Origin of the sequence: Lacisediminihabitans profunda (genome assembly GCF_008040105.1) — a bacterium.
Taxonomy (GTDB): domain Bacteria; phylum Actinomycetota; class Actinomycetes; order Actinomycetales; family Microbacteriaceae; genus Lacisediminihabitans; species Lacisediminihabitans profunda.
This window is the reverse complement of the sequence record NZ_VRMG01000009.1, coordinates 270,063-291,749: the sequence shown is the minus strand read 5'-3', so window position 1 is coordinate 291,749 and position 21,687 is coordinate 270,063. Positions and strand designations below refer to the sequence as shown.

General features: G+C 69.8%; 19 protein-coding genes. 10 read left to right on the top strand and 9 right to left on the bottom strand.

What is annotated here, in order from left to right; all coding sequences use genetic code 11:
* Nucleotides 1–90 precede the first annotated feature (90 nt).
* From FVP33_RS14745 to FVP33_RS14725, 5 genes are all read left to right on the top strand, one after another.
* Complete coding sequence (locus FVP33_RS14745; protein WP_147784440.1) at nt 91–951, top strand: fumarylacetoacetate hydrolase family protein; 861 nt, start codon at nt 91–93, stop codon at nt 949–951.
* Nucleotides 948–1,970 (top strand): zinc-dependent alcohol dehydrogenase, encoded by a 1,023-nt coding sequence (locus tag FVP33_RS14740; protein WP_147784439.1) that lies wholly within the window; start codon nt 948–950, stop codon nt 1,968–1,970. Before FVP33_RS14745 ends, FVP33_RS14740 begins: the two co-directional genes overlap by 4 nt.
* Nucleotides 1,971–1,975: 5 nt before the next feature.
* Complete coding sequence (locus FVP33_RS14735) at nt 1,976–2,752, top strand: IclR family transcriptional regulator (RefSeq protein WP_147784438.1); 777 nt, start codon at nt 1,976–1,978, stop codon at nt 2,750–2,752.
* 110 nt (nt 2,753–2,862) lie between these two features.
* Entirely contained in the window at nt 2,863–3,528 is a 666-nt protein-coding gene (locus FVP33_RS14730) for a GntR family transcriptional regulator (RefSeq protein WP_147784437.1), read from the top strand.
* A gap of 3 nt (nt 3,529–3,531) precedes the next feature.
* On the top strand, nt 3,532–4,773 hold the full coding sequence (locus tag FVP33_RS14725; RefSeq protein ID WP_147784436.1) for an alpha-hydroxy acid oxidase: 1,242 nt from the start codon (nt 3,532–3,534) through the stop codon (nt 4,771–4,773).
* 659 nt (nt 4,774–5,432) lie between these two features.
* On the opposite strand, the gene FVP33_RS14720 is transcribed toward FVP33_RS14725, so the two are convergent.
* Nucleotides 5,433–6,209, bottom strand: coding sequence for an IclR family transcriptional regulator (locus FVP33_RS14720; RefSeq protein ID WP_147784435.1), 777 nt, complete (start codon nt 6,207–6,209; stop codon nt 5,433–5,435).
* Nucleotides 6,210–6,367: 158 nt separating this feature from the next.
* On the opposite strand from FVP33_RS14720, the gene FVP33_RS14715 reads away from it, so the two are divergent.
* Nucleotides 6,368–6,922, top strand: a complete 555-nt coding sequence (locus FVP33_RS14715) for a DJ-1/PfpI family protein (protein ID WP_147784434.1) — start codon at nt 6,368–6,370, stop codon at nt 6,920–6,922.
* A gap of 9 nt (nt 6,923–6,931) precedes the next feature.
* On the opposite strand, the gene FVP33_RS14710 is transcribed toward FVP33_RS14715, so the two are convergent.
* Genes FVP33_RS14710 through ddaH form a run of 5 tightly spaced genes read right to left on the bottom strand, consistent with a single transcriptional unit; the run spans nt 6,932 to nt 10,979 of the window.
* On the bottom strand, nt 6,932–7,345 hold the full coding sequence (locus tag FVP33_RS14710) for a type II toxin-antitoxin system VapC family toxin (protein ID WP_147784433.1): 414 nt from the start codon (nt 7,343–7,345) through the stop codon (nt 6,932–6,934).
* Entirely contained in the window at nt 7,338–7,634 is a 297-nt protein-coding gene (locus tag FVP33_RS14705) for a ribbon-helix-helix protein, CopG family (RefSeq protein ID WP_147784432.1), read from the bottom strand. The genes FVP33_RS14710 and FVP33_RS14705 overlap by 8 nt, the downstream gene beginning before the upstream one ends.
* 41 nt (nt 7,635–7,675) lie before the next feature.
* Nucleotides 7,676–8,860, bottom strand: a complete 1,185-nt coding sequence (locus FVP33_RS14700) for a low temperature requirement protein A (RefSeq protein WP_222706734.1) — start codon at nt 8,858–8,860, stop codon at nt 7,676–7,678.
* A 20-nt stretch (nt 8,861–8,880) separates the two neighbouring features.
* On the bottom strand, nt 8,881–10,122 hold the full coding sequence (gene rocD / locus FVP33_RS14695) for an ornithine--oxo-acid transaminase (RefSeq protein WP_147784431.1): 1,242 nt from the start codon (nt 10,120–10,122) through the stop codon (nt 8,881–8,883).
* Entirely contained in the window at nt 10,119–10,979 is an 861-nt protein-coding gene (gene ddaH, locus FVP33_RS14690; protein WP_222706754.1) for a dimethylargininase, read from the bottom strand. Before ddaH ends, rocD begins: the two co-directional genes overlap by 4 nt.
* Before the next feature lie 152 nt (nt 10,980–11,131).
* On the opposite strand from ddaH, the gene FVP33_RS14685 reads away from it, so the two are divergent.
* On the top strand, nt 11,132–11,572 hold the full coding sequence (locus FVP33_RS14685) for an Lrp/AsnC family transcriptional regulator (protein ID WP_147784430.1): 441 nt from the start codon (nt 11,132–11,134) through the stop codon (nt 11,570–11,572).
* Between the two features lie 148 nt (nt 11,573–11,720).
* Here FVP33_RS14685 and aceB read toward each other — a convergent pair whose 3' ends face one another.
* Nucleotides 11,721–13,346 (bottom strand): malate synthase A, encoded by a 1,626-nt coding sequence (gene aceB / locus FVP33_RS14680; protein WP_147784429.1) that lies wholly within the window; start codon nt 13,344–13,346, stop codon nt 11,721–11,723.
* Nucleotides 13,347–13,499: 153 nt separating this feature from the next.
* Nucleotides 13,500–14,816 (bottom strand): isocitrate lyase, encoded by a 1,317-nt coding sequence (aceA, locus tag FVP33_RS14675; RefSeq protein ID WP_147784428.1) that lies wholly within the window; start codon nt 14,814–14,816, stop codon nt 13,500–13,502.
* 136 nt (nt 14,817–14,952) lie between these two features.
* On the opposite strand from aceA, the gene FVP33_RS14670 reads away from it, so the two are divergent.
* From FVP33_RS14670 to FVP33_RS14660, 3 genes are all read left to right on the top strand, one after another.
* Nucleotides 14,953–16,428, top strand: a complete 1,476-nt coding sequence (locus FVP33_RS14670) for a helix-turn-helix transcriptional regulator (RefSeq protein ID WP_147784427.1) — start codon at nt 14,953–14,955, stop codon at nt 16,426–16,428.
* Nucleotides 16,425–16,781, top strand: a complete 357-nt coding sequence (locus tag FVP33_RS14665) for a GntR family transcriptional regulator (protein ID WP_147784426.1) — start codon at nt 16,425–16,427, stop codon at nt 16,779–16,781. The genes FVP33_RS14670 and FVP33_RS14665 overlap by 4 nt, the downstream gene beginning before the upstream one ends.
* Nucleotides 16,782–16,853: 72 nt before the next feature.
* Nucleotides 16,854–17,867 (top strand): isopenicillin N synthase family dioxygenase, encoded by a 1,014-nt coding sequence (locus FVP33_RS14660; RefSeq protein WP_147784425.1) that lies wholly within the window; start codon nt 16,854–16,856, stop codon nt 17,865–17,867.
* A gap of 21 nt (nt 17,868–17,888) precedes the next feature.
* On the opposite strand, the gene FVP33_RS14655 is transcribed toward FVP33_RS14660, so the two are convergent.
* Nucleotides 17,889–21,383: a proline dehydrogenase family protein gene (locus tag FVP33_RS14655; protein WP_147784424.1), complete on the bottom strand. Its 3,495-nt coding sequence runs from the start codon at nt 21,381–21,383 to the stop codon at nt 17,889–17,891.
* Nucleotides 21,384–21,687 lie beyond the last annotated feature (304 nt).

The window sequence follows — 21,687 nt, the reverse complement described above, 5'->3', positions numbered from 1 at the left end:
CTTTGCATTCCATTTATTCGAATGGTGTATTGCTATTCTGAATTATGTCACAGCCGGGCGCGCCGGCCACGAATCGAGGGCGGGAACACAATGCGGTTAGTCCGAGTCGGCCAGGCCGGAGCCGAACGCCCGGGCGCACTCATCCGCGACGACCTGTTCGTCGATCTCTCGGACATCGTCGTCGACTTCAACGAGGCGTTCTTCGCCTCGGGGCAGATCGCTTCCCTGCCGGCGGCGATCGCCGAACGCGAGAACGCGGCGACCCCGATCGGCGGGCGGCGGATCGGCGCCCCCTTCGCCCGGCCGCATCAGATCCTCTGTGTCGGCCTCAACTACCGGGACCACGCCGCGGAGACCGGCCAGGCCGTGCCACCGGAGCCGATCATCTTCAACAAGGCGCCGAACACGCTCATCGGCCCCAACGACGATGTGGTCGTGCCGCGCGAGTCTCAGAAGATGGACTGGGAGGTCGAGCTCGGCATCGTGATCGGCTCGCGTTCGTCCTATCTCGCCGACGAGACCGAGGCCGCCGCCGCCATCGCCGGCTTCGTGCTGGTGAACGACCTGAGCGAACGCGCCTGGCAGATCGAGCGCAGCGGACAGTGGGTGAAGGGCAAGTCCGCACCGACCTTCAACCCCGCGGGACCCTACCTCGTCACGCCCGACGAGGTCGGCGACGTGCTCGACCTGGACCTCTGGCTCGACGTCGACGGAACGCGCCGGCAGACCGGCTCCACCTCGACGATGGTCTTCTCCCCGGCGTTCATCGTGCACTACCTCAGCCAGTTCCTGGCCCTCGAACCCGGCGACCTGATCAACACGGGGACCCCACCCGGCGTCGGGATGGGGCTTTCGCCGCAGATCTTCCTGCACGGAGGCGAGACGATGACCCTCGGCATCACCCGCCTGGGCACTCAGACCCAGCGCGTCATCCCGGCCTCGGCCCGATGAGGGCACTAGTCGTCACCTCGCCCCGCCGGGCGGCAGTGCAGGAGTTCGACGCCCCGGTGCCCGGAGCCGGGCAACTGCTTGTTGATGTCGAGAGGGTGGGAATCTGCGGTACGGACATCGAGCTGTTTTCGGGCGAGATGGCCTACATCCACCAGGGCAGGACCCACTTTCCCCTGAGGCTCGGGCACGAATGGACCGGCCGGGTTGCCGCCGTCGGACCGGACACCGACGAGTCGTGGATCGGCGCGCGCATCGTCGGCGACACCATGCTGGGTTGCGGGGTCTGCGAGTACTGCCGCGCCGGCACCCACTGGGTGTGTCCCGACCGCTCCGAAGTGGGAATACTCGACGGCTGGCCGGGCGCGCTGGCGGAACAGCTCGTCATCCCCGCCCGGTTCGCCCACCGCGTGCCCGAGGCCGTGAGCGTCACCGCCGCCGCGCTGGTGGAGCCGGCGGGCAATTCGCTGCGCGCGATCGATGCGGCGGCGCTCCCACCCGGCGGCCGGTTGCTCGTTCTCGGCTCCGGCACGATCGGACTGCTCGCCGCCCAATTCGCCCTCGCCAAGGGCCGGGAGGTGCACGTCGCCGGCGCACGACCGAGCTCACTCGCCCTCGCCGCGACGCTCGGCGTCGAGCACACCCACCGCACCGTCGACCTCGATCCGGGCACGGTCGGGCGCTTCGATGCCGTCATCGACGCCACGAGCATCGACTCGAGTCCGGCCCTGGCCGCCCGCCTGGTGAAGCCGGCCGGCCGCGTGGTGCTGATCGGCCTCTCCAGCACGCCCAGCCTCATCGACACCCGCGAGCTCGCCCTCGGCGATATCACGGCGATCGGCATCCTCTCGGCCTCGCCCGGGCTCGTGGGGGCGATCGAGTACTTCGCCTCCGGCGCGGTGAACCCCGAACCCCTCGTGAGCGAGACGGTCGGGCTACACGAGGTCGCCTCCCGGCTCGAGGGCGGCCGGGGCCCCGACGCCGGACCCGGTCCCAAGGTTCACGTGGACCCCCGAAAGTGACCGAAATGACCGACAACGAATCCGACGACCCGCGCCTCGTCGGCTCCGACCGGGTGCTCGCCGTGCTGATCGAACTCGCGGAGCATCCGGGGGGAATCGGTCTCGACGACCTGAGCCGCCGGCTTTCCAGCTCCAAGCCGACCGTGCACCGGGCCCTGGCGTCGCTCAGGAAGGCGGGGCTCGCGAGGCTGTCTGCCCGCGGCATCTACGTGCTCGGGGACGAGTTCCTGCGGCTCGCCTTCCGCTACCAGGACCAGCGACCGGAGAGCGCGAGGGTCGAGCCTCTGCTGCGCCGGCTTGCCGCCGAGTACGGCGAGACCGCCCACTACGCGGTCCTCGACGGCGCCGACGTGGTCTACCGGGCGAAGGTCGATCCGCCGGACGGGGCGATGCGGCTGACCTCCACGATCGGCGGCCGCAATCCCGCCTATCGCACCGCCGTCGGCAAGCTGCTGTTGAGCTACGTCGTCGACTCCGAGGATGAGCTGAAGCGCCGGCTCGGCCCCGCGCCTCTCGTCGCCCGCACCCCTCGCACCATCGTCTCGACGAGGGCACTCTTCGAGGAGCTTCAGGCGACCCGCGAGCGCGGCTACGGGGTGGACGACCAGGAGAACGAAGTCGGCGTCAATTGCGTCGCGCTTGCCGTGCACCTCGAGCCGGGACCGCTCCCCTCGGGCGCGGTGAGCGTCAGCGGCCTCGCCTTTCGCTGCCCGATGGAGCGCCTCGTCGCCGCCGTCCCCGCCATCAGGGCGGTGATCGACGCCGAGCTGGGGCCATCCTGATGCCTCAGGCACGTCGGTACCGCGGTTCGTAGCTCGTCGCGATCGCACGGCGGCACCCCATCCCCCGGGGCACTTGCGCCCGGCCGCGCGGCTCGTATACTTGTATAACAATGTCCGTGTCACTGAAGACCACGTCCCTCCCCGAGGCCGTCTATGAGGCGCTCCGAGAGAGCATCGTCACGGGCTCGGCAACGCCGGGGTCCCTCATGACGGAGACCGCCATCGCCCTGCAGTACGGGGTCGCCCGGCCCACGGCGAAGGCGGCACTCGAGCGCCTCGTGAGCGAGGGCCTGCTCACCCGCCAGGCACACCACGCCGCGCGCGTGCCCGAACTCGACCGGGACGACATCGTCGACCTCTACGCGAACCGGGCCCTCATCGAGGAGGCCGCGCTGCACAACCTCGCGATGGCCGGCACTGTGCCATCCACTGCTCTCGCGCTGCAACGGCAACTCGAGGAGCACGCGGCGAACGACGATCGCGCCGCCCTGGCCCGCACCGACATCGACTTCCACCGCGCCCTCGTCCTCGCCCAGCAGAGCCCCCGGCTCAGTCGGCTGCACTCGCTCATCATGGGCGAGATCGAGTTGTGCATCGGGCAGGTGCAGGCCCAACAGCTGATCAGGCCGTCGGATGTCGCGGAGCAGCACCAGGGCATCCTCGACGCCGTCGCGGTGGGCGACATCGCCCTCGCCGGCCGGCTCACCCGGGAGCACATCTTCAACGCGCGGGACCGCCTGCTGCGCAAGTTCGACGACGACCACAACGAAAGCTGAGCCATGTCCTCCCTGCAACGACGATTCCCCCGACCGCGCGATCTCGCGCCGCTCATGCACTTCAAGACGCCGGAGCTCAACGCGAAGAAGCGCCGCCTGAAGAACGCCCTCACCATCCACGACCTGCGCACGATCGCCAAACGCCGCACCCCGAAGGCCGCGTTCGACTACACCGAGGGCGCGGCGGAGGCGGAGATCTCGCTCGCCCGCGCCCGCCAGGCGTTCGAGGACATCCAGTTCAACCCCGGAATCCTGCGCGACGTGTCCGTCGTCGACACCTCGTCGACCGTGCTCGGCGGCCCGACGGCCTTCCCGTTCGGCATCGCCCCGACCGGCTTCACCCGCATGATGCAGAGCGAGGGTGAGATCGCCGGGGCCGGGGCCGCCGCCGCCGCCGGCATCCCGTTCGCGCTCTCGACAATGGGCACGACCGCGATCGAAGACGTGAAGGCGACGAATCCGAACGGTCGCAACTGGTTCCAGCTCTACATGTGGAAGGACCGCGAGCGCTCGATGGCCCTCGTGGACCGCGCCGCCGCCGCCGGCTTCGACACCCTGCTCGTGACGGTGGATGTGCCGGTCGCCGGGGCGCGCCTGCGCGACAAGCGCAACGGATTCTCCATCCCCCCGCAGCTCACCCTCGGAACCGTCGTCAACGCCCTGCCGCGCCCCGAGTGGTGGATCAACTTCCTCACCACCGAGCCGCTCGCCTTCGCCTCCCTCGACCGCTGGAGCGGAACCGTCGGCGAGTTGCTCGACACCATGTTCGACCCCACGGTCACCTTCGAGGACCTCGCCTGGATCAAGGACCAGTGGCCGGGCAAGCTCGTGGTCAAGGGCGTGCAGAACCTCGAGGACGCCAAGCGGCTCGCGAGCATGGGAGTGGACGGCATCACTCTCTCCAACCACGGCGGGCGCCAGCTCGACCGGGCGCCGATCCCGTTCCACCTGCTGCCGGAGGTCGCCCGGGAGGTGGGCATGGACACCGAGATCCACCTCGACACCGGCATCATGAGCGGCGCGGACATCGTCGCCGCCGTGGCGCTCGGCGCCAAGTTCACGATGGTCGGTCGCGCCTACCTGTACGGGCTGATGGCCGGCGGCCGCGAGGGCGTCGACCGGGCGATCGAGATCCTCGGCGAGCAGATCGTGCGCACCATGCGCCTGCTCGGGGTGAACTCGCTCGAGGAACTCACCCCGGCGCACGTCACCCAGCTGGAGAGGCTCGCGCCCCGCGCACGCTAGTTGTACTGCCAGGGACGTTTGTTAACCAGCTGATGGATGGGGCCGGCTCAGGACGGCTCGGGCGTCCACGGGTGCCCGCCTCGCAGACCCCAATTGTGCAGGACGGCTCGGGCGTCCACGGGCGCCCACCCCACACACTCCAGTTGTGCAGGACGGGTTCTGCAGGACGGCTCCGCCGTCCACGGGTGCCCACCCCGCAGACTCCAGTTGTGCAGGACGGTTCTGCAGGACGGCTCGGGCGGATAGCGAGGACGATTGGTGCAGAATCGACGGGAGCGTCCTGCAGAGCGGGACCCTTCGGTTCGCCACCCCCTGCCGTGTCCTGCACAAGCTGTCCTGCATAAGATGTCCTGCATAACTGGAGTCTGCGGGGTGGGCACCCGCACCTCCGGGGCCCGTCCTGCAGAACGCGGCCCGACCGACGCGGGCGGCACAACTAGGCGGTACAACTAGAGGGCCGAGAAGGTCCAGCCTCCGGCATGCGGCGACCGGCATGCGGCGGAGGACGTCCGGGGCAGCCGCGAGGAGGTCCGCGGCGGCCGTGACGGGGTCGAGGTCCACGACCACGAGATCCGCAAACGTCGCCGACGGCCACACGCGAAACCAACCTGCCTGGACAGTACAGCTGGCGGCGGGTCAGCCCGCGATCGGCGGCGCGATCACTCGACCTGGGCCGAGACGTGCCAGGCTCCCCGCCGCACCGCCTTCTCGAGTTCTCCGGACCGGCGGGAGAAGTCGGCCGCCGACACGGAGACCGACACGGCCCCGATGACCTTGCCGCCGCGGGCCCGCACGGGGGCCGCAATGCACGCGAGCAGTGGTGTGTACTCCTCCACCTCCACGGCGATCTGCTGGGCGCGCACCTCGTCGAGCTGCTCGCGCAGCTTGGCCGCGTCGGTCACGCTGTGGGTCGTCAGGGCTCGGGGATTGTGGCGTTCGAGGAAGCGCGAGAGGGACGCGTCGTCCATCGCCGCGAGCATGAGCTTGCCGAACGCGGTGGCGTGCGACGCCTCGGCGAATCCCACGTGCAGCTGTCCGATGCGCGGATGCTCTGGCGAGTCCTCGATGTGCGCCACGGCGATGTCCTCGCCGCGGAACACCGTGAGGTAGGCGGGAGCGTGCACCGCGTCGTGCACCGAACGGAGGGTGGCCCGAACCTCGTCGGTGGCCACGAGCTGGTAGCGCAGAGCGCGGCCGAGCGTGTCGACGGTGCGGCCGAGGATGTAGCGGTGGTCCACCGCCTGGCGGCTCACGAACTCCTGCCGCTCGAGGGTCTTGAGCAGGCGGTAGGTGGTCGAGAGCGTGAGGCCGAGACGGCCCGCCAGCTCGTGGGCGGTGGCCCCGGACGGCGCCGCCCCGATCTCGCCGAGGAGGGCGAGCACGCGCTCGGCGGACTGGATGCCGGACCGGTCGGAGAACTGCGTCGCTGCAGACATGGGGCGAGTCTAGGCCGTGTGCCGCCCCGCGATCGAGGCCCATCGGGCCCCGTTTCGCAGATGGTGCGAAACCGCGTTGCCTCCCCGCGCCCCGGGACCGACGCTTGGGTCATCGGGCCCGTGTGACGAGCCCGATTTCGCATACAGAGAGGTATGACATGGCCAAGATCATCATCCTGACCGGGGACGCCGCCGAGACCCTCGAGGTCTTCTACCCCTACCAGCGCCTGCGTGAGGCCGGCTACGAGGTGCACATCGCGGCCCCGACCAAGAAGAAACTGCAGTTCGTGGTGCATGACTTCGTCGATGGCTTCGACACCTACACCGAGAAGCTCGGCCACATGTGGGATGCCGACATCGCGTTCAAAGACGTGGACCCGTCCGACTACGTCGCCGTGGTGGTGCCCGGCGGCCGGGCGCCGGAATACATCCGCAACGATGAGGACGCCAAGCGGATCGTGCGCTACTTCTTCGAGAAGAACGCGCCGGTCGCCGCCCTCTGCCACGGGCCGCTCCTGCTCGCGGCAGCCGGCGTGCTCCACGGCCGCACGACCTCGGCCTACCCAGCGCTCCAGCCGGACGTGGAGCTGGGCGGCGGGATCTTCGAGGGAGGCGCCGGGGTGGTCGACGGCAACCTCGTCTCCGGACGGGCCTGGCCGGACCACCCGGAGTGGATGCGGGAGTTCATGAAGCTGCTCGCGACCATCGAGTAGCCCGGGGCCTCAGCGGGGGCTGCGCGTGCGCAGACCGAGTTCGCGCGCGCCCTCGATGAGCCGCTGGTCGTAGGCGATCACGACATCCGCGTCGAGCAACACCGCCGTGGCGAGATGGATGGCGTCGACACTCCGCAGCGTGACGGGCGAGAGCCGGCGGGCGAGAGCGACCACCGCGCCATCCATCACCCCCTCGGAGATCCCGGACAGGGCGACGTCGGCGAGCAGCCGGATGTCGTCCGCGTTCTCGAAACCGAGCCGCGACCTCAGCGCCCGCGTCACCTCGACCCAGGCGAGGGACGAGGCGATGAGCACGTGGCCGCGCTCCACCCCGAAGGAGAGCTCCTCCTCCAGGGCGTCGGACTCGACCTCCTCGACCGCCCGCTTGATGAGCGCGCTGCTGTCGACGTAGAACCTAGCCACGGTCGGTGCGCCCCATCAGGTCGCTCGAGCGCATCGACGTCGGCAGCAGCAACCGTTGGCCGGCGCGCGCGAAGCGCGACCGCGGCGGGAGCAGGCGGTCGGGCGCCGACCCCTCCGCCGGTTCTGTGCCTCTTGGGGACGCTGCGGGGGCCGGCGGCTCGGCCCCGTCCAGGTGCAGGTAACTGGCGATCGCCGCCCGGATCACGTCTTGCTGCGACCGGTTGGACCTCTCGGCCTCGGCCCTCACCGCCGCTTCGGCGTCGGCCCTCAGCCGCAGATTCGTTGCCATTCGGCAATGGTACCGGAACGGTACCGAATCGGTACCACGCCTCAGGAGGTCGCTGTCCCGCGACGTCGGGGGTCCGCGATCGTGACCGCCGCGAGCGCCGCGGTGACCAGCGCGATCGCGAGCACGGACGACGGCACCCCGATCGTCGGGGCCGCGAGCGGCACGGCCAGCACCAGGGCGACGGCGATCGCGACGGCGGCCGGACGAATGGCGAGCCTGGTCACGAGGGGCGCGTGCAGGGCGGAGAGCGAGGCCAGGAACAGCGCGACCGGAACGGCCAGCGCGAGCGCCGCCCCGGCATCCGGGAGGGGCGCCGCACCTGCCCCGCGCTCCACCGCCACCTCGAGCGCCGCCCCCACCGCCGCGAGGGAGGCGAAGATGACGTAGTGCCCGTAGCCCCAGAGGAACGAGCGGTTGCGACGGGCGGCCAGGCCACCTCCCGCCGGCTCGAGGTAGTACAGCCACCAGAGCGCGAAGAGCAGCACGAGCCCCGCCGCGGCAACCTCGACGAGCCCGACGCTCACGCCGGTCGACGAGAGGCTCCCCTTCACCGCGATCGTCGCGGCGGACACCGACTCCCCGAGCAGGATGATCGTGAACAGGCCATACCGCTCCGCGATGTGGTGCGGATGCCACGACGTCATCCCGGTCCGTTCCGCCCAGATCGGCACCGACAGGTCGAGGATGGCGAGCACGAGGAACGAGGCGACGCCGAACTCCGGGGGAAGCGCCAGCCGCGCCACCCAACCGATCTGCACCGCCGTCACCCCGCCCGCGTAGCGGAACGCCGTGACCCTGCCTTTCGGGTGCTCGACTCCGGCGCGCACCCACTGGCTCACCAGTCCCACCCGCATGATGAGGTAGCCGATGGTTACGACCAGGTAGTCCTGACCCTTGAACGCCGCCGGCACGCCCGCCGCGAGCACGAGCACCCCCGCCATCTGCAGCATGGTGAGCAGGCGGTATGGCACGTCGTCGATGTCGTACGCGGAGGCGAACCAGGTGAAGTTCATCCACGCCCACCAGATGGCGAAGAAGACCATGAGGTACGGCACGATCCCGTCCAGGCCGTGCCCGTCGGCGATTCGTGCGGCGAGCGGGGCGGCGACCTGGGCGATCGCCACCACGAAGGTGAGGTCGAAGAGCAGTTCGAGCGGGCTGGAGGCGCGGTGCGGCTCGCTGGGGTTGCGCGCCACCATGCGGCCGCGGATGCTGGGCGACGTCATCCGCCCAGCATAGGCAACGACTACCTCGCGGCGGCCAGCTCCTGCAGCACGGCCTCGAGCTGTTCAACGGCCCAGTCCAGATCGGCCGCCTCGACAACGATGGGCGGCGCGAGACGGATGGTGGAACCGTGGGTGTCCTTGGCGAGCACGCCGCGCGCCACGAGAAGCTCGCACACCTCACGGCCGGTGGCGAGTTCAGGATCGATGTCGATCCCCGCCCAGAGGCCGACGCCGCGCACGGCGAGCACTCCCTTGCCGACCAGACGATCGAGAGAGGCGTGCAGGCGGAGCCCCAGGGTGCGCGAGCGCTCCTGGAACTCCCCCGTCTCGAGCAGGCCGACCACCGCGCGCCCGACGGCCGCCGCGAGCGGGTTGCCACCGAAGGTGGAGCCGTGCTCTCCAGAGCCGAGAACGCCGATGATGTCGGCGTTTCCGACCACCGCCGAGACCGGGACGATGCCGCCGCCGAGCGCCTTGCCGAGGAGGTAGAGGTCCGGAATGACCCCGACGTTGTCGCACTGGAACGTGGCCCCGGTGCGACCGAGACCGGACTGGATCTCGTCAGCGATGAAGAGCACGTTGCGCCGCGCGGTGATCTCCCGCACCGCGGGGAGATAGTCGGCCGGCGGAACGAGGATGCCCGCCTCGCCCTGGATGGGCTCGATGAGCACGGCGACGGTGTTGTCGTCGATGGCCGCCTCGAGGGCCGCCGCATCCCCGTAGGGCACCGAACGGAAGCCCGGGGTGAACGGACCGAAGCCGTGACGGGCCACCGGGTCGCTCGAGAAACCCACGACCGTGATCGTGCGGCCGTGGAAGTTGCCCTCGGCCACGATGATGTTGGCGTTCTCCGGCTCGACGCCCTTCACGCGGTAGCCCCAGGCGCGGGCGACCTTGATGCCGGACTCGACAGCCTCGGTTCCCGTGTTCATCGGGATGACCATGTCCTTGCCGGAGAGCTTGGCGAGCGCGGCGACGAACGGGCCGAGCTGGTCGTTGTGGAACGCGCGGCTCGTGAGCGTGACGCGGTCGAGCTGCGCCTTCGCCGCGGCGATGAGTGCCGGATGCCCGTGACCGAAGTTCACGGCCGAGTACGCCGCGAGGCAGTCGAGGTACTTGCGGCCCTCGACATCCGTGACCCACGCGCCCTGCGCCGTCGCCACCACCACGGGAAGCGGATGGTAGGTGTGGGCGATGTGGGCGTCTTCGAGCTCGATGAGTTGCGCGGAGGCCGAGGTCGACAGCCCCGAGATCACGCTCATCGTCGCAGCTCGAGGGTGCAGCACTTGACGCCCCCGCCGCCGAGCAGCAGCTCGGAGAGGTCGACGCCGATGGGGTTGTAGCCGCGCTCGAGCAACTGTCGCTCGAAGTCCTTCGCGCGGGCGGCGATCACGACGTTGTAGCCGTCGCTGAAGGAGTTGAGGCCGAGAACCGCCGCGTCCTCCTCGTTCACGAGGATGGCGTCCGGATAGCGCTCCCGGAGCACCGCCAGCCCGTCCTCGTTGAAGGCCGACGGCAGGTAGGCGATGTTGGGCGACTCGCCGGGGGCCGGTGCGGGGTCGAGCACGGCGATCGCGGTGTCCAGGTGGTAGAAGCTCGGGTTGACGAGCTCGAGCGTCACGACCTCGCGGCCGTAGATCTCGCCGATCTCCCGGTGGCTGTTGGAGGCGCTGCGGAAGCCGGTGCCGGCCAGGATGGCGTCGCCGACGAGCAGGAAGTCGCCCTCGCCCTCGTTCACGTTCTGCGGCTCGCGCACGTCGAAGCCGTTGGCGCGGAACCAGTCCATGTACGCCGGGCCCTCCGGCTGGCGCTCCTTGTAGGTGAAGCTCGCACCGTAGGCGATGTTGTCGAGGACGAAACCGCCGTTGGCCGCGTAGACCATGTCGGGCAGGCCGTCGATCGGATCGATGAGCTCCACGTCGAAGCCGAGTTCGAGGTAGGTGTTGTACAGCACTTCCCACTGGCGAACGGCGAGCGCCGTGTCGGTGGGGAGCCGCGGATCCATCCACGGGTTGATGCGATACACGACGGTGAAGAAGTCGGGGCGACACATCAGCACTGTGCGCTTGGTGGCGACGCGCTGAGGGGTCTTTTCGATGCTGGGTGCAGCATCCGTAATGGGGGTGGTGGCCGACACGAGGGCTCCTTTGGAGATCGGGGTGTGGGGTCGTTCCAGTGTCACACGCACACATCAGAACATTCAGCGCTTAAGGCGCACGAAATCGCTGAAATTGCACCCTGCGGCACAAATATAAACCGTAAGGTAGGGCCATGGACAGCCTGGACTACGGCATTATCGATCTTCTCCGCCAGAATGCGCGCGCCGGATACGGCGATATCGGCGAGGTGATCGGGCTTTCCGCATCCGCAGTGAAACGGCGCGTCGACCGGCTCGTCGCCGACAGGGTGATCCGCGGCTTCACCATCCAGGTCGACCCCGCCGTCGACGGGCTCGGCACGGAGGCGTACGTGGAGCTGTTCTGCCGCGGCACCGTGGCACCGGAGGAGCTTCGCCGCATCCTCTCCGGCGTGCCCGAGGTGGTGGACGCCGGCACCGTCACCGGCAGTGCGGATGCGATAGTGCACATGCGCTCGCGCGACATCCCGTCGCTCGAGCTCGCCCTCGAACGGGTGCGCGTCGCGCCCAACGTGGACCACACCCGCAGCGCGATCGTGCTCTCGAAGCTCATCCACCGGTCGCGCGAGTCGTAGCGCCCCTCGTCTCGCCGCTCGGCCCCCGCACGCGTGACTGTGCCCGCGTGACACATCCGTGCCGGGTCGAGCAGGCACAGTCACGTCACACGGGCACAGTTGCGGATGCCGTCGGCCGGGGCCGCGCGGCGGAGGCGGCGCGGCGGGCTCAGGCCGCGACTCCCACCCTCTCGCGCGGGGCTCCCTCCGCCTCTTCCACCAGGTACCGCGGATAGGCGGCCACGGTGAGGAAGGTCGGGAACTCCTCCTTCAGCGCCACCTCGCGGAACACCTCGATGGCGTCGGCGAAACGTCCGCCGGTGAACCCCAACTCCGCGATGTAGCCCTCGATGAGCGGCCGGGTGATGACCGTTCCCTCCTCGGTGACGGTGTCCTGGTGGATCCACTGCCAGATCTGCGAACGGCTGATCTCCGCCGTGGCGGCATCCTCCATGAGGTTGTCGATCGCCGCCGCGCCCACGCCGCGCAGCCAGGACTCGATGTAACGGATGGCGATGGACACGTTGCCGCGCACCCCGGCATCCGTCACGGTTCCCCCGGCCGAGCGGATGTCGAGCAGCTGCTCGGCGGTCACCGACACCTCCGGGCGCTGCCGGTCGAGCTGGTTCGGCCGGGAGCCGAGCACGGCGTCGAACTCGGCCCGTGCGGTGGGGATGAGGTCAGGATGCGCGACCCAGGTGCCGTCGAACCCGTCGCCGGCCTCACGCTTCTTGTCTGCTGCCACCTTCTCGAGCGCCTGCTCCGTGACCTGCGGGTCGCGCCGGTTGGGGATGAACGCCGACATGCCGCCGATAGCGTGGGCCCCGCGCTTGTGGGCGGTCTGCACGAGAAGCTCGGTGTAGGCCCGCATGAACGGCACCGTCATGGTGATCTGCGTGCGATCCGGCAGCACGAACCACTGGCCGCGGCCGCGGTAGTTCTTGATGATGCTGAAGATGTAGTCCCAGCGGCCGGCGTTGAGACCGGCGCAGTGGTCGCGCAGCTCCCAGAGGATCTCGTCCATCTCGAACGCGGCGGGGATCGTCTCGATCAGCACGGTGGCGCGAATGGTGCCATGGTCGATGCCGAGCGCCGTTTCCGAGAAGCTGAACACGTCGTCCCAGAGCCGTGCCTCGAGGTGCGACTCGAGCTTGGCCAGGTAGAAGTACGGGCCGCGGCCGAGCTCGATCAGTCGCTTCGCGTTGTGGAAGAAGTAGAGGCCGAAGTCGACGAGCGATCCGGATGCCGCGGTGCGGCGCCCGGTGCGGTCCACGTAGGTGAGGTGCTTCTCCACGAGGTGCCAGCCGCGCGGACGCATGACCACGGTCGGCTGCGTGCCGGTTACCCGGTACTGCTTGCCGTCGTCGCTCGTGTACTCGAGCCGCCCGCGGAAGGCATCGAAGAGCGAGAGTTGGCCCTCGATCACGTTGCCCCAGGTGGGGCTCGTGGCATCCTCCTGATCGGCGAGCCAGACGTTCGCTCCGGAGTTGAGGGCGTTGATGGCCATCTTGCGGTCCGTCGGGCCCGTGATCTCCACCCGGCGGTCTTCGAGGCCGGGGCCGGCGCCGGCGACGCGCCACGAGTCATCCGCCCGGATGGCGGCCGTCTCGGGCAGGAACCGCAGGTTGCGGCCGTTGCCCAGGTCGTAGCGCACCTGCATGCGGGCGGCGAGCCGGTCGTGCCGGCGGCCGGCGAAGTGGTCGTGCAGGTCGGCCAGAAAGCGCAGCGCCCCCGGCGTGAGGATCTCGTCGTAACGATCGCGCAGCGGGCCGGCGATCTCGATTCGTGAAGTCATTGTCGTTCTCTCTTTCGTGAGGATGCGGTCGTCCCGCCTTCCGAAATCCATGCTTTTTTGGATGCCACCCGGCGTGTCGTACCACGACACGCGGTGGTCGGCGAAGAACGCATGGATTTCGGAAGGGGAAGGGAGGGGTGGAGGCGAGCGGGATCAGTGGAACTGGGCCGTCTCGGTGGAGCCGGCGAGCGCGAGTGTGGCGCTCGTGGGGTTGAGGGCGGTGGCCACGCGGTCGAAATACCCGGTGCCGACCTCGCGCTGGTGGCGCGTTGCCGTGTAGCCGTCTGCCTCCGAGGCGAATTCGGCCTCCTGCAGTTCGACGTAGGCGCTCATGTGCCGCTCGGCGTAGTCCTTCGCGAGCGTGAACATGGAGTGGTTGAGGGCGTGGAAGCCCGCGAGGGTGATGAACTGGAACGTGTACCCCATCGAGGCGAGCTCCCGCTGGAACCGCTCGATCGTCTCGTCGTCGAGGTGCGACTTCCAGTTGAACGACGGTGAGCAGTTGTAGGCCAGCTTCTTGTCCGGGTACACGGAGTGGATGTGCTCCGCGAAGGTCCTGGCGAGCTCGAGGTCGGGCTCCGAGCTCTCCACCCAGAGCAGGTCGGCGTAGGGCGCGTAGGCCATGCCGCGGGCGAGAACCGTCTCGATTCCCGGCTTCGTTCCGTAGAACCCCTCCGGCGTGCGCGTGCCGTCGAGGAACGGCTGGTCGCGCTCGTCGACGTCGCTCGTGATGAGGTTCGCGGCGAGAGAGTCGGTGCGGCCGATGATGATCGTCGGGACCCCGGCGACGTCGGCCGCGAGTCGGGCGGCACTGAGGGTGCGGATGTGCTGGCTGGTCGGCACGAGAACCTTGCCTCCCATGTGCCCGCACTTCTTCTCCGACGCCAGCTGGTCCTCCCAGTGCACGCCGGCGGCCCCGGCCTCGATCATCGAATGCATGAGCTCGTAGGCGTTGAGGGGACCGCCGAAGCCGGCCTCGGCATCCGCGACGATGGGAGCCATCCAGTCCGCGGCCTCGCCGCGCTCGCTGAACTCGATCTGGCCGGCCCGCAGCAGCGCATTGTTGATGCGCCGCACCACGGCCGGAACCGAGTTGGCCGGGTAGAGGCTCTGGTCGGGGTAGGTCTGGCCGGAGAGGTTGGCGTCGGCCGCCACCTGCCAGCCGGAGAGGTAGATGGCCTTGAGGCCGGCCCGCACCTGCTGCACGGCCTGATTGCCGGTGAGCGCGCCGAGCGCCGCGACCCACTCGGGGCTGTCTTCCGAGCCGTTCGACCGGATGAGCTCCCACAGCTTCTCCGCCCCGCGTCGGGCGATGGTCTGCTCCTCGCGCACCGGACCGCGCAGGTCGATCACGTCCTGGGCGGTGTAGTCGCGGCGGACGCCGTCCCAGCGAGGGTCGAGCTGCCACTCGGTCTCGAGTTCGGCCGCGGTCTGGATCTGGTCGCCTGGGCGACGGGCTGAGTAGGTCATTGCGTGCTCCCGGTCGTGGAAATGATTGCTTCTCTTCGACTATTGGGCCTGCGGGAGGGGTCTTCACCGAGAAAACTTGCAGAAGATTCTCAATTCTTCTGTTTCGCGGAAGAAGCTCGCATGCCACCATGGAGGGATGACGACGACCGAGCTCCGCGGAGCGGACGATGAAGAGATGCTCGACACCCTCACCCTCGGCCGCCGCATCCGCCACCTCCGCACCGAGCGGGGCATGACCCTCGACGACCTCGCCTCGGCGGTCGGCCGTGCCCCGTCGCAGGTGTCGATGCTCGAGAACGGCAAGCGCGAGGCGAAGCTCGGCGTGCTGCAGTCGGTGGCGCGGGCGCTCGAGGTGCCCCTGGATGAGTTGCTTTCCACCGAGGCGCCCACCGGACGCGCCGCGCAGGAGATCGCCCTCGAGCGGGCGCAGCGCGGTCCGCTGTTCCGTTCGCTCGGCCTTCCCTCGTTTCGGGTGGGCAAGTCGATCAGTGACGAGGCCCTCGAGACCATCCTCGGCCTGCAGCGTGAACTCGAGCGCCTCCACCGTGAGCGGGCGGCGACGCCCGAGGAGGCCCGGCGGGCGAACACCCGACTGCGCACGGTGATGCGGGCGAAGAACAATTACTTCCCGGAGCTCGAGGTGCACGCGAAGACGCTGCTCGCCGCGGTCGGGCACGCGGGCGGCCCGCTCTCCCAGCGAGTGGCCTCCGACCTCGCCGCGCACCTCGGCTTCTCCCTGCACTACGTGAAGGACCTTCCGCAGACCACCCGATCCGTCACCGACCTCAAGAACGGCCGCATCTACCTCCCGCTCGGCGCCTCGGTGTCGCGCGACCCCCGGTCCGCGCTGCTCCAGGCCCTCGCGAGCTTCGTGCTCGGCAACCCGGAGCCGAAGGACTACGGCGAGTTTCTCGCCCAACGCGTGGAGACCAACTACCTCGCCGCCGCGCTGCTGATCCCCGAGGCGGGCGCCGTGACCTTCCTGCGCGAGGCGAAGGAGCTCAAACAGCTCTCGGTGGAGGATCTGCGCGACGCCTTCGCGGTGAGCTACGAGACCGCGGCACACCGGTTCACCAACCTCGCCACCGAGCACCTGGGCATCCCGGTGCACTTCCTCAAGGTGCACGAGAGCGGCACGATTCTCAAGGCCTACGAGAACGACAGCGCCGCCTTCCCCACCGACGCGCTCGGCGCGGTGGAGGGCCAGTTGGTCTGCCGCCAGTGGAGCGCCCGGCAGGTGTTCGACGTGGAGGACCGGTTCAGCCCGTACCACCAGTACACCGACAAGCCGGCCGGCACCTACTGGTGCACCTCGGCGATCCAGTCGACCCCCCAGGGCGACTTCTCGCTGAGCGTTGGCACTCCGTTCGCCACCGCGAAGTGGTTCCGAGGCAGGGACACCGTCAACCGGCGCGTCTCGACCTGCCCCGACGAGGCCTGCTGCCGCCGCGCCCCCGCCGACCTCTCGGCCAAGTGGGAGCAGTTCTCCTGGCCGAGCGCGCGGCTGAACTCGAGCCTGCTCGCCGCGATGCCCTCCGGCACGTTCCCCGGCGTGGACAGCACGGAGGTGTTCCAATTTCTCGAGACGCACGCGCCGGTGGCGGCCTCATGACCCTCGTCATCAACCCGAAGTCGAGCGTTCCCCCGTTCGAGCAGTTGCGCGTGCAGCTGCTCGAGAAGGTGGGCACCGGCGAGTTCGCGCCCGGCGCCAAACTGCCGACCGTGCGGCGGCTGGCCGACGACCTGGGGCTCGCCCCGAACACGGTCGCGCGCTGCTACCGCGAGCTCGAGCGGGACCAGATCATCGAGACCCGTGGCCGCAACGGCACGTTCGTGAGCGCGCACGGGGATGCGGCGCACCGGGAGGCGCAGGTCGCCGCGCGCGACTACGCCTCCCGCGTCCACAAGCTCGGCGTCGACGAGGCGGAGGCGCTGGCGATCGTCGCGGCCGCCCTTCGCGGCTAGCGCCGACACCGCCCGGCCGGAACCGGGCGTAACACTCACCTCCGCCGCGAGCGCAGCGGCGAGAATGGGGCGATGAGCGCCGCGCCGACCCTGCCGATTCTGGACCTCTCGAGACTGGATGCCGGCGGGCCGGAGGCGGAGGCCTTCCGGGCCGAGCTCCGGCAGGCCACCCACGACTTCGGCTTCTTCTACCTCGTGGGGCACGGCGTTCCGGTCGAGCTGCAGGAGTCGGTCATCCGCACCGCCCGCGCATTCTTCGACCTGCCGGACGCCGACAAGCTCGCTATCGAGAACCTGAAGAGCCCGCACTTCCGCGGCTACACCCGAGTCGGCGGCGAACTCACCCGGGGCACCGTCGATTGGCGCGAGCAGGTCGACATCGGACCGGAACGGCCGGCGGTGGCGACCGGAGACGGGATCGCCGACTACTGGCGGCTGCAGGGTCCCAACCAATGGCCGGCAGCCCTGCCCGAGCTCGAATCCGTGATCACGCTATGGGACGACGAGCTGTCCGCGATCGGCCTTCGACTTCTGCGGGCCTGGGCCGTCGCCCTCGGGGCCGACGAGCACGTGTTCGACGCGGGATTCGCGGCCGACCCGGCCACGCTCATCAAGATCGTGCGATATCCGGGCAAGTCGGACCCCACCCCGCGCCAGGGAGTGGGTGCCCACAAGGACTCCGGCGTGCTCACGCTCCTCTTCGTCGAACCGGGCAAGGCCGGCCTGCAGGTGGAAAAGGATGGCGAGTGGATCGACGCCCCACCCATGCCGGGGGCGTTCGTCGTCAACATCGGCGAACTGCTGGAGGTGGCGACCAACGGCTACCTCAAGGCGACGGTGCACCGCGTGATCTCGCCGTTGATCGGCTCGGATCGCCTATCGATCCCGTTCTTCTTCAACCCGGCCCTCGACGCGTCGATCCCGGTGCTCGATCTGCCCGCCGAACTCCGGGCGGAGGCGGCGGGCATCAGCGTCGACCCGACAAACCCGATCTTCGCCACCTACGGAGAGAACGGACTCAAGAGCAGGCTCCGAGCCCATCCTGATGTCGCGGCGATCCACCATCCCGACCTGGTCGGTCGCTAGGGCCGCGGGTGCCCGCCCCGTTCAGATCACGACGACGGTCGACGGGTCCGGGTTGCCGAAGCGGTGCGCGGTGATGCTCACCGCCTGCTCGTGCAGGAACGGGAGCAGCTCGAGCCGGCCGGAGACGGTGACCGGTCCGGCGAAGATCGCCACATCCGGATCCCCGCCGAGCGCGAGAGCGAGGGCGAGCCTGTCCCCGCCGATGAGCCGGATGCGGCCGGGGGTGCCGTTGCCGACGGCCGCCTCGCCGGACTGCAGTCGCGCGTGCCAGCGCGTGTCCGACTCCACGACGACCTCGCCGACATCGACCGGCGAGGCCGGACCGCCGAAGAGACGCACGAGCCCGGCCGCAAGCGGCACCGACGAGCTGATCGTCAGCGGGGAGCCGGCGAGGCTGGCCGCCGCGATCACGCGCACGAGCTGCGCCGGAGAGGCGCCCTCCGCCAGGCGAACGGTGACCGGCACCGGTCGGTAGCGGAAGACGTTCCGCTCGACGACGAGCCCCGAGACGTCTCGCGCGCCGCCGTACTCGGCAGCCCAGGCCTGCTGGTCGCTGACCGCGCCGGACCGCACGAGGTCGAATTCGAGAAACTCCATGCCCGGCTGGGCGGCCGCGATCACGGCCGCCACGCGGTCGCTCAGGCCCTCGAGCACGACGCTCGTGCCCGGCTCGGGGAAGACCGGCTGCCAGTCGCCGAGGGTGAGCAGGTAGTTGGGGCCGCCCGCCTTCGCGCTCGCGCCGACCGTCGACCTCTTCCAGCCGCCGAACGGCTGTCGGCGCACGATCGCCCCGGTGATGCCGCGGTTCACGTAGAGGTTGCCCGCCTCGACCGAGTCGAGCCAGGTCGCGATCTCGTCGGCGTCGAGCGAGTGGATGCCCGCGGTGAGTCCGTAGGCCGGCGCGTTCTGCAGCTCGATCGCCTCGGCGAGCGAATCGGCGTGCATGATCCCGAGCACCGGTCCGAAGTACTCGGTGAGGTGGAACTCGCTGCCGGCGGCGACGCCGTCGCGCACGCCCGGGGACCAGAGCCGGTTCGACTCGTCGAGCGAGCGCGGCTTCACGAGCCAGGATTCGCCCTCCTCGAGGGTCGTGAGTGCCTTGTCGAGCTTGCCGTGAGCCGGCTCGATGATGGGGCCCATGATCGTGGTCGGATCCTGCGGGTAGCCCACCCGGAGGGTCGTCACCGAGTCGACGAGCTGGCGCCGGAAGCGCTCGGACCTGGCCACCGACCCGACGAGGATCACAAGGCTCGCCGCCGAGCACTTCTGGCCGGCGTGGCCGAAGGCGCTCTTCACGATGTCCGCCACCGCGAGGTCGAGGTCGGCGCTCGGCGTCACGATGATGGCGTTCTTGCCGCTCGTCTCGGCGAGGAGGGGCAGGTCGGGGCGCCAGGAGCGGAACAGCTGTGCGGTCTCCCACGCCCCGGTGAGGATCACCCGGTCGACGGCGGGATCCGACACGAGCTGCCTGCCGAGCTCGCCCTCCTCGATGTCCACGAGCCGGAGCACGTCGCGCGGCACGCCTCCCGCCCAGAGTGCCTCCACGAGAACGGCAGCGCTGCGCCGCGCCTGCGGGGCGGGCTTGATGACGACCGCCGCTCCGGAGGCGAGGGCCGAGAGCACGGAGCCGGCCGGTATCGCCACGGGGAAGTTCCACGGCGGCGTCACCACGATGAGTCTCGACGGAACGAACTGCGCGTGCTCCACCCGCTCGAGCTCTCGGGCCCGCTCGGCGTAGAAGTGCGCGAAGTCCACCGCCTCGCTCACCTCGACATCGCCCTCGGCGATGGTCTTGCCCGTCTCGGTCGCCATGACCTCGATGAGGTCGGCCCGCGCCGCGGCGAGCGCCTCCCCCGCGCTGTGCAGCACGGTGGCCCGGGTGTCCGCCCGGCGCTGGCCCCACTCGGTGCCGGCTGCCACGGCCTCGGCGATCAGGCGCTCGAGCGCGGCGGGGTCCGTGATCCTGGCCGCGGCGATCCCGTCGATGCCGAGGCGGGAATCGGCGACCCGGGCGAGGATGCCGCGCCCCCACGCGCGATTCGCGGCGACCGCGGGATCGGTGTCCGGTTCGTTCGAGAACTCGCGCGGCGCGCCGTCGATGGGCCTGGCCGGCACCGGCAGGGTGCGATCCTGTCGCCGGTTGGAGCGGGGGACGGCACGATCCAGGGCGCGCACCGACGCGAGGAACCGCTCGGCCTCCCTGGCGAACACCGTCTCGTTCTGGGCGAGCTCGAACACCCCGGACATGAAGTTCTCGCTCGACGCGTTCTCTTCCAGGCGGCGGATGAGGTACGAGATCGCCGAGTCGAACTCGCCCGGGTGCACGACCGGCGTGTAGAGCAGAAGGCCACCCACGTCGCGCTTCACCGCATCCGCCTGGCCGGTGGCCATGCCGAGCAGCATCTCGAACTCGACCCGGGACTCCACCTGGCGCTCCTTGGCGAGAAGCCACGCGTGCGCCACATCGAAGAGGTTGTGACCGGCGATGCCGAGTCGAACCGCGTCCGTGCGCTCCGGGGTCAGCGACCAGTCGAGCACTCGCTTGTAGTTCGTGTCGGTGTCCTGCTTGGTCGAGTAGGTGGCGAGCGGCCAGCCGTGGATCACGGAGTCGACGTGCTCCATGGCGAGGTTCGCACCCTTGACCAGGCGCACCTTGATGCCGGCACCCCCGGCGGAGCGCCGGGCGGTCGCCCACGCGGTGAGGTCCTGCATCGCCGCGAGGGCGTCCGGCAGGTAGGCCTGCAGCACGATTCCCGCCTCGAGGTTCTTCAGTCGCCCCTGCTCCAGGATGCGCTTGAACACCGCGATCGTGAGGTCGAGGTCGCGGAATTCCTCCATGTCGAGGTTGATGAACTTGCGCGTGGCGGACACCGCGGCGAGTTCGTAGAGCGGGGTGAGCCGGTCCACGACTCGCTCGACGGTCTCGTCGAACGACCACATCGAGAGCTGGGCGGAGACCGAAGACACCTTGATCGAGACATAGTCGACGTCGTCGCGCTCGAGCAGCTCGCGCGTGCCCTGCAGGCGGCGGTCGGACTCCTCGTCGCCGAGCACCGCCTCGCCGAGCAGATTGAGATTGAGCCGGATGCCGGATCCGCGCAGCGCGGACATGCTCTTGTCGAGGCGCTTGGGCGTCGCGTCCACGATGAGGTGGCCCACCATCCGGCGCAGCACGGCGCGGGCCATCGGCACGATCGGCCACGGGATGAGCGGGGCGAAGCCGCCGCCGAGCTGGATCACGAATCGCATGTACCAGGGCAGGAAGGCCGGCACCGCTCGGGAGAGCCGCTCGAGGTTGCGGCCGGCGACCCGCAGGTCCTCCGGGCGCACCACCCGGTCGACGAAACCGATCGTGAAGTCAAGTCCCCGGGGGTCCTTGAGCACGCCGGCGAGGCGTTCCGCGGACTTGTCGGGGGCGACATCCGTGCTCTCGGCGAGCCAGCGGCGGACGGTGGCGATGGCCTCCACCGCCAACGGGTCGAGGCTCAGAGGCGAATCGGGCGCGTACGTCGACATGGTACGAGACTACTTGCGGGACGACCGGCGCGTTCCGCCGCGGGGCGCACGGCACGTGCGTGCAGCGGCCCCGCAAGCAAAAGTTCGCCATTCCGAGCACCCGCGGCGGTGCAGTTGAGCCGATTCCGGCCGCCTCGGCGCAATCCGGCGTCTGGATCAGGCCCGCGGCGAGCTCGCTCGCGGTCCCCCGGAGGGGCTTGAGCGCGCCCGCCCGGGCCACCGTCTGGTCGAACACGGCGTTCCCCGCGACGTGGGTGTTGTGGAGGTTCCCCGATCCGATGATGCTGCCGATCTTCCCCGACAC